The sequence below is a fragment of the Streptomyces niphimycinicus genome (assembly GCF_018883605.1).
In the GTDB taxonomy this organism is placed as follows: domain Bacteria; phylum Actinomycetota; class Actinomycetes; order Streptomycetales; family Streptomycetaceae; genus Streptomyces; species Streptomyces niphimycinicus.
The window spans coordinates 1-7,794 of sequence record NZ_JAHLEM010000423.1 but is presented as its reverse complement, the minus strand read 5'-3'; the positions used below and the strand labels follow the sequence as shown (position 1 = coordinate 7,794).

Here is a 7,794-nt window from a genome sequence, read left to right as displayed (position 1 = left end):
GCCGTGGGACGGCGCGCCGCGGCGGCGGACGCCGGGGCGGTGGGCGCGGAGCGCTGCTCGGGGGCGGGGTCGCGCGGCTCACCGGCATAGCGGGAGGTGGGCGGGGTCGGGTTCGCGGGCTTCCCCGAGAACCGCAGCACCCTGCGGCCCGCGATCTCCTGCACGCTGGTGTCCATCCCCTTGCGCCACTCCTCGTCCGCGAGCAGCTCGTCCTGGATCGGCTCCGGGTCGCCCCAGGTGCCGTAGAGCTTCTGCGTGGTCAGGCAGATGGGCCGCAGGCCCCGGGTGAACACCGCCTCCCAGGTCGCGGCGGCCACCCCGGGGGTGTGCTCGGAGCGGAAGTCGTCGAGGACGACGAGACCGCCGGGCACCAGCGTGCTGTGCGCGGTGCCGATGTCGCCCGCCACATGCTCGTACAGATGCGAGGCGTCCACGTGGATGAAGCGGCAGGTGTCCGCGCCGACGTGGTCGGGCACGACGGAGGTCGGGCCCTGGATGACGAACGGCAGCTCGTCCCAGAACGCCAGGTAGTTCTGCTCGAATGCGGTGCGGGTCAGCGTGGAGTACGACTTGCGTGCCTCCGCCGCGTTCTTCTCGTCCGGCGCGTCCGCGTCGAAGAGGTCACAGACCGTGAAGCGCTCGTTCGCCCGCAGATACGCGGCGGTGAAGATGGCGCTCTTGCCCATGTAGGCGCCCATCTCCATCAGGTCCCCGTGCTGCCCGAGGCGCTCCTGGCGGGTCAGAAAGCGGTCGAACAGTACTTGGTCAAGGCTGGGGAACCAGCCCTTGACGTCATTGAGGCTGCGGGGACGCTGGGCCGCGGGGGCGGTGGTGACCGTCATGTGGCTCTCTGTTCGTCGATGGCGGCGGTCCGGAGAGACGTGTCCGGTAATCGTGTCCGGGAGCCCCTGGGGGAAAGGATCCTCGGGGACGGGGTCCCGGGGGACGCGAGTGGCCGCCACGGTCGCAGTGAAAGGCAACGCGGGACCGTCCCCCTTGTGACCATTCTGTGACCACGCCTCCTCCGGAAGGTCTTACGGAGCGGTGACGGAACGGCGCGGGGGCGGCCCCCGGCGCCCGCCCGGGCCTAGCGTCGTCCCCATGCGTGTACTGGTCACCGGAGGTGCGGGCTTCATCGGCTCGCATATCGTCACCGCCCTCACCGAGCACGGCCATGAGCCGGTCGTCCTCGATGCCCTGCTCCCGGCCGCTCATCCGACGCCGCCCGCGGTGGACGGGGAGTGGATCCACGCCGATGTGCGGGACCGGGAGGCGGTGGTCGCGGCGCTGCGCGGCGTGGACGCCGTTTGCCATCAGGCGGCGATGGTCGGTCTCGGCAAGGACTTCGCGGACGCCCCGGCCTATGTGGGCTGCAACGACCTGGGCACCGCGGTGCTGCTGGCGGCGATGGCGGAGCGCGGGGTGCGCGAACTGGTGCTGGCCGGGTCGATGGTCGTCTACGGGGAGGGGCGCTACGACTGCCCCCGCCACGGCCGGGTCCGTCCCGGTCCGCGCGCCGAGGCGGATCTCGCGGCGGGCCGCTTCGACCCCCGCTGCCCCGAGTGCGGCACATCGCTGCGGCCCGGCAAGGTGGAGGAGGACGCGCCGGTCGATCCACGCAATGTGTACGCGACGACGAAGCTCGCCCAGGAACATCTGGCGGCGGCCTGGGCCCGGTCGGTGGGCGGCCGTGCGGTGTCGCTGCGCTACCACAATGTGTACGGGCCGGGGATGCCGCGCGACACCCCCTACGCCGGGGTCGCCTCCTTCTTCCGCTCCGCCCTGGCGCGCGGTGAGGCGCCCACGGTCTTCGAGGACGGCGGCCAGCGCCGGGACTTCGTCCATGTCCGCGACGTGGCCGCGGCCAATGTCGCCGCCCTGGAGGCGGCGCCGGAGGTGGTGGCCCCGTCCACGCTGACCGCGTACAACACCGGCAGCGACGACCCCCATACGGTGGGCGAGATGGCCGGGGCCCTGGCCACGGCGTTCGGCGGCCCGGCGCCCGTGGTCACGGGCGGGTACCGGCTGGGCGACGTACGGCATATCACCGCGTCGTCGCGGCGGATCCGCGAGGCCCTGGGCTGGCGCGCGGCGATCTCCTTCACGGAGGGCATGACCGCGTTCGCCCGCGCCCCACAGCGCGCGGGGGTTTGAGGCTGGGGGCTGAGGCTCAGAGGGACTGAGGCTCAGAGGGGTTGAGGCTCAGAGGGGTTGAGGCTCAGAGAGGCTGAGACTGGGGAGTCTGAGGCTCGGGGGCCGGCGGGGGCCAGGGATGAGCTGACGGCGTCGCTCAGGTGACGGCGGCGGGGAGGCGGACCTCGAAGCGGCAGCCGCCGTCGACGTTGCGGACCGCCGCCTGGCCGTCGTGCGCCTCGACGATGCCACGGACGATGGCCAGGCCCAGACCGGCGCCCGCCGGAGGTGTGCGGGCGTTGCTGCCGCGCCAGCCGGTGTCGAAGACGCGCGGAAGGTCCTCCTCCGGGATCCCGCCGCAGCCGTCGGTGACCGACAGCACGACCGTGTCCGCCTCTCGCTCGGCGGTCACCGCGACCGTGCCGTCCGCCGGGGTGCGGCGGACGGCGTTGACGAGGAGGTTCCCGAGCACACGGGACATCTCCTTGCCGTCGACCTCCACCGGGACCGGGTCCACTCGGTCGCCGATCAACTGGACGCCCAGCTCGCGGGCGAGCGGATCGACCCCGGCGAGGGCGTCGCCGATCAGGTCGTAGACGGAGATCCGGGTGGGGGTGAGGGAGAGCGCCCCGGCGTGGATGCGGGAGAGCTCGAAGAGGTCGCCGACCATCGTGTTCAGCCGCTCCACCTCGGTGCGGATCCGGCGGAGGTAGCGGTCCGGGTCCGGGGCCACCCCGTCCTCCAGCGCCTCGGACATCGCGCGCAGCCCGGCCAGCGGGGTGCGCAGATCGTGGGATATCCAGGCGACCAGCTCCCGGCGGGAGGACTCCAGGGCGCGCTCACGCTCGCGGGAGGCGGCCAGCTTGGCGCTGGTGGCGGCCAGTTCGCGGCCGAGCGCGGCGAGTTCGGCGGTGGCCTGGCCGTCGGGGGCGGCGAAGCTCCCGCCGTCCCCGAAGGAGCGGGCGGCGCGGGCCAGCGCGTTGCTGCGCGCCACCACCCAGCGGCCCAGCAGCAGCGCGGTGGCCAGGGACACCACGGCGGCCATGGCGCAGACGGTCGTGACCACCGTCAGGTCGTGCGGGGACAGGAACATCGCCCAGGCCACGGCCAGCGTTCCGGTGAGCATCGCCGTGACCGCGACGGCGGCGACGACGGCGAGGGACACCGCGACCGAACAGCCGCGCACCAGCCGCAGCGCCAGCGCGCCCAGCAGACCGGCCGCCGCCGCGCCGAGGAAGGCGAACGCCGCCATGAGGAACACATCACGCATCGGAGCCCGCCCCCCGCCCGTCGCCGTCCCGTCGTGTCCGGTCCCGTCCGTCGCCGCCCCGTCGCCCCTCGTCCGGTCGTGCCTCGTCCCGTGGGCGGTCGTCCGGTGGCCCCTCGTCGGCGGCCTCGGGCGGGGCGTCGAAGCGGTAGCCGATGCCCCAGACGGTCTGGATGAGCCGGGGCGCGGCGGGATCGTCCTCGACCTTTCCGCGCAGCCGCCGCACATGGACGGTGACGGTGGACAGATCCCCGAAGTCCCAGCCCCACACCTCGCGCATCAGCTCCTCGCGGGTGAAGGCCACCCCCGGGTTGCGCAGCAGAAAGGACAGCAGGTCGAACTCGCGCACCGTCAGGGCGATTTCCCGGCCGTGCCGGGTGGCGCGCCGGGCCAGGGGATCGAGGGTGATCCCGGCGCGGTGTGCCACACCCCCCGGGGCGGGCGCGGACGAGCCGGAGACCTGCGGACCGGTCCGGCCGCGGCGCAGCACCGACTCCACGCGCAGCACCAGTTCCCGTGGGCTGAACGGCTTGGTGACGTAGTCGTCCGCGCCGATCTCCAGGCCGAGGATCCGGTCCTCCTCATCACCGCGCGCGGTGAGCATGATGACCGGCACCGGTCCCTTGTCGCGGAGCGCGCGGCACACCTCCAGCCCGTCCATACCGGGCAGCATCAGGTCGAGGACGACCAGATCCGGCCGGCGGGCGGCGGCGCGGGCGAGCGCCCCGGGACCGTCGGCGGCCTGATCCACGGCGAATCCGGCCCGGCCGAGGTACCCGGCGACGACCTCGGCCACGGTCGGATCGTCGTCCACGACGAGCACGCGGGTGGGAGACGGGGTCTGCTGCATGTCCCACAGCGTGACACCAGGTCCGGTGCCAGGGTGCGGCAGGGAGCCCGCGGACCGGACGACGTCCGTGTTTCGTAAGAACCTGAAGCCCGAAATGTCACTTTCTCCTTCGTAGTGTGGTGCGGGTGACAAACTCGACCACCCCCTGTGCGGACGTCGTCCTGCCCTGTCTGGACGAAGCCGCCGCCCTGCCCTGGGTGCTGGCCCGCATCCCGGCCGGCTGGCGCGCCATCGTCGTCGACAACGGCTCCACGGACGGCTCGGCCACGGTCGCCCGCGCCCACGGCGCCACCGTCGTGCACGAACCGCGCCGTGGCTTCGGCGCCGCCTGCCACGCCGGGCTCCTCGCCGCCGAGGCCGACATCGTCTGCTTCTGCGACTGCGACGCCTCGCTCGACCCCGGCCTGCTGACCTCCTTCGTGCGGACCGTCGCGGAAGGCGGCGCCGACCTCGTGCTGGGCCGACGGCGTCCCCAGGAGCGGGGGGCCTGGCCGATGCACGCCCGGCTCGGCAATATCGCGCTGACCCGCATGCTGCGCCGGCGCACCGGCCTCACGCTGGGCGACCTCGGCCCACTGCGGGCCGCGCGGCGCGAACCGCTGCTCGCCCTCGGCCTCACCGACCGGCGCAGCGGCTATCCGCTCCAGATGGTCGTGCGGGCCGCGGACGCGGGATGGCGGATCGAGGAGCGCGAGGTGCCGTACCGGCCGCGCACCGGGAAGTCGAAGGTCACCGGCACCTGGCGGGGCACCTGGCACGCGGTGCGCGATATGCGCGCCGTGCTGCGCCAGCCGCCGGTGGCCCACGACCTGGCCGCGGCCACGAGGGCCGCACGGTGAGCGCCGCGCCACGCGAGGGGGCGAACGCGGCGGAGGCCCCCTCGGCTCCCGCCCGCCCCGGCTCCGGACCTGACGCCGCCAACGGGCCGGTCGCCGGTGCGGGTATCCGTGCGGACACCGACTCCCGGTCCGCCCACGAGGACGGGACGACGCTGCTCATCATCGCCAAGGAACCGGTGCCCGGGCGGGTGAAGACCAGGCTCACTCCCCCGTACTCCCCCGCCGAGGCCGCCTCGCTCGCCGAGGCGTGCCTCGCCGACACGCTGCACGCCGCGCTCGCCATGCCCGCCCGCCGCAGGGTGCTGGTGCTCGACGGGCACCCCGGGCCATGGCTGCCGCCGGGGTTCGAGGTGGTGCCGCAGTGCGACGGCGGTCTGGACGAGCGACTCGCCGCGGCCTTCGCCGCCTGCCGGGGCGCCACCCTGCTGATCGGCATGGACACCCCACAGGTGACCCCCGCTCTGCTCGCCCCCGCGCTGGACCCGAACGGCTGGCACGACTGCGACGCCTGGTTCGGCCCGGCCGCCGACGGTGGCTTCTGGGCCCTGGGCCTCGCGCAACCGGACCCCGGGCTGCTGCGGGGCGTGCCGATGTCCACCGCCACTACCGGTGCCGCACAGCGGCGCCGGCTGACGGACGCGGGGCTGCGGGTGCGCGACCTGCCGATGCTGCGCGACGTGGACACGGCGGAGGACGCCGCACGCGTGGCGGCCGACGCCCCGGGCGGACGCCTCGCCCGCACCCTCGCCCGGCTGTCCCGGACCACCGCCGGATGAGCACGGCCGAGACAGTACGAGACGGATCCGTACACGAGGGACCGGTGCGCGAGGGATCCGTACGCGACGGATTGGTGCGAGACGGGTCCGTACGAGACGGATCGGTACGTGAGCGGGCTCCCGCTCGCCGTGCGGCGGCCGCCTGGCATGCCGACCCCTATGTCCGGGCGCTGCACGCGGGCCGAGGTCCGCTGTTCCTGCGCCGAGCCGACGGCTGGATGCTGCCCTTGGACGTCGAACGCTGGTGTGCGGACGCCGACTCGGCCGACCGGACAGTGCTGCGGCGCTGCCAGGGCCCGGCCCTCGACATCGGCTGCGGACCCGGTCGGCTGGTGGCCGCGCTGGCCCTGCGCGGCCGCCCCTGCCTGGGCATCGACGTCAGCCAGGCCGCGGTCGCCCGAACGGTCCGCGCGGGCGGGCCCGCACTGTGCCGCTCGGTCTTCGAACCGCTGCCCGGCGAGGGACGCTGGGGCACGGCGCTGCTGATCGACGGCAACATCGGCATCGGCGGCGATCCCCAGGCACTCCTCGCGCGCGTCGCTCAACTCATAGCCCCCGACGGGCTGCTGCTGGTGGAGGCCGCGGCGGCCGATGTGGACGAGCGGGTGCGGGTGCGCGTGGACGACGGCCGGGGCGACATGGGAACGGCCTTCCCCTGGGCCCGGGTCGGCGTCCCCGCACTGCTGCACCACGCACGCGCGGTGGGCTGGAACCCGGTCGAGCAGTGGACCGCGCGGGACCGGAGCTTTGTGTCGCTGCGCCGCACACCGCCCCTGCCCCGATCCCCCACGGAGCGCTGAGCCGTGCCCGCATCGCCGCGCGGCCTGCTGCGGCCCGGCCGACTCGCCCGATGGACCGGCCGGGTGCCTGATCAGCGCTCCGGCCCGGGCCCTCGCCCACCGGCCCGCGACCGCCTCGCAGCACCGCCTGACGGCACGGACGAGCCCTGCCCGGCAGCGCGCCCCACCCGGGCCGCGCGGACCCGGACCGCCCACCCGTGGCTCACCCCGCTCGCGCTGGCCACGCTGCTCGGCTCCCTGATAGCCGTACTCGCCCTCACCTTCCGCAGGGACGACTTCCACACCGCGCCCGGCGTGCTCTCCCGCTGGTACGCCCTCGCCTGGGTGCTGTTCGCCGCGGCGGCGTGGACCGTTCGCCGTCTGGGCGCCCGTCAGGCAGCCGTCTTCGTGCTCGTGGGGAGCGCAGCGGTCGCCGCCACGGGCCTGCTCGCGCCGCCGCGCACCAGCACCGACGCCTACCGCTACGCCTGGGACGGACGTGTGCAGGCCGCGGGCATATCCCCCTATGACCACGCGCCCGAGGACCCCGCGCTCGCTCCGCTGCGCGACCCCTGGCTCTTCCCGAAGGGCTCCGCCTGCCAAGGCCCCGACCGCGCCCCCGTCCGCCCCGCACCCGGATCTCCCACACCCGGCGCCCACCCGCGCGCCAATCCAGCGCCCGACCACCCCCATGGCACCCCCGACCACACGCGCGGCACCTCCGGCCCCGCCGAGCCGCAGTGCACCCGCCTCAATCGCCCCGCGGTCCATACGATCTATCCTCCCGTCGCAGAGGGCTATTTCCTGCTTGTACACCGCTCGGCGCCATCAGGTTCCACTCTCCTCCCGCTACAGACCGGCGGGGCACTGCTGTCCGTCGCCACCACCGCCGTACTGCTCGCCGCGGCACGCCGCCGTCCCGATCCCCGTCTCGCGACCGCCCGCGCGGCGCTGTGGGCCTGGTGCCCGGCCGTACCGGTGGAGGCGGTGAACAACGCCCATGTCGACGCGCTGGGCGTGCTGTTGACCGTCGCGGGCCTGGTCGCCGTCCCCCGCCGCCGCGCCCTGGGCGGGGTGCTGCTCGGCGCGGCGATCGCGGCCAAGCTGCTGCCCGCCGTGACCCTGCCGGGTGCGCTCTCCGGCATCCTCG

8 protein-coding genes are annotated in these 7,794 nt (G+C 74.6%); 5 read left to right on the top strand and 3 right to left on the bottom strand.

Going from position 1 to position 7,794, the window contains the following annotated elements; translation table 11 throughout:
* Positions 1-842 (bottom strand): class I SAM-dependent methyltransferase (locus tag KN815_RS31495; protein ID WP_216345269.1); only part of this gene is annotated, 842 nt, incomplete at its 3' end.
* 259 nt (positions 843-1,101) lie between these two features.
* On the opposite strand from KN815_RS31495, the gene KN815_RS31490 reads away from it, so the two are divergent.
* A complete protein-coding gene (locus tag KN815_RS31490) occupies positions 1,102-2,154 on the top strand; it encodes an NAD-dependent epimerase/dehydratase family protein (RefSeq protein WP_216345268.1) in 1,053 nt (350 codons plus the stop codon).
* A gap of 136 nt (positions 2,155-2,290) precedes the next feature.
* Here the strand turns inward: KN815_RS31490 and KN815_RS31485 are convergent, their stop codons facing one another.
* Together KN815_RS31485 and KN815_RS31480 are read right to left on the bottom strand one after the other, a co-directional pair.
* The gene (locus KN815_RS31485) at positions 2,291-3,403 is read right to left on the bottom strand and encodes a sensor histidine kinase (RefSeq protein ID WP_216345267.1); all 1,113 of its coding nucleotides are present in this window, start codon (positions 3,401-3,403) and stop codon (positions 2,291-2,293) included.
* A complete protein-coding gene (locus KN815_RS31480; protein ID WP_216345266.1) occupies positions 3,396-4,250 on the bottom strand; it encodes a response regulator transcription factor in 855 nt (284 codons plus the stop codon). The genes KN815_RS31485 and KN815_RS31480 overlap by 8 nt, the downstream gene beginning before the upstream one ends.
* 116 nt (positions 4,251-4,366) lie before the next feature.
* On the opposite strand from KN815_RS31480, the gene KN815_RS31475 reads away from it, so the two are divergent.
* The 4 genes from KN815_RS31475 to KN815_RS31460 form a co-directional block, all read left to right on the top strand.
* Positions 4,367-5,089, top strand: a complete 723-nt coding sequence (locus KN815_RS31475; protein WP_216345265.1) for a glycosyltransferase family 2 protein — start codon at positions 4,367-4,369, stop codon at positions 5,087-5,089.
* Between the two features lie 152 nt (positions 5,090-5,241).
* Positions 5,242-5,865 carry a TIGR04282 family arsenosugar biosynthesis glycosyltransferase gene (locus KN815_RS31470; RefSeq protein ID WP_216345271.1) on the top strand — a complete coding sequence of 208 codons (624 nt, stop codon included), beginning with the start codon at positions 5,242-5,244 and terminating at the stop codon, positions 5,863-5,865.
* 74 nt (positions 5,866-5,939) lie between these two features.
* On the top strand, positions 5,940-6,665 hold the full coding sequence (locus KN815_RS31465) for a methyltransferase domain-containing protein (RefSeq protein WP_372458530.1): 726 nt from the start codon (positions 5,940-5,942) through the stop codon (positions 6,663-6,665).
* Between the two features lie 216 nt (positions 6,666-6,881).
* Positions 6,882-7,794, top strand: a 913-nt coding sequence (locus KN815_RS31460; protein WP_216345270.1) for a glycosyltransferase 87 family protein, incomplete at its 3' end; no start/stop codon positions are given.

Excerpts from the sequence above, each read along its gene's own strand:
- KN815_RS31485 (WP_216345267.1), bottom strand. The coding sequence starts at position 3,403 with ATGCGTGATGTGTTCCTCATGGCGGCGTTCGCCTTCCTCGGCGCGGCG.
- KN815_RS31490 (WP_216345268.1), top strand. The coding sequence starts at position 1,102 with ATGCGTGTACTGGTCACCGGAGGTGCGGGCTTCATCGGCTCGCATATC.
- KN815_RS31480 (WP_216345266.1), bottom strand. The coding sequence starts at position 4,250 with ATGCAGCAGACCCCGTCTCCCACCCGCGTGCTCGTCGTGGACGACGAT.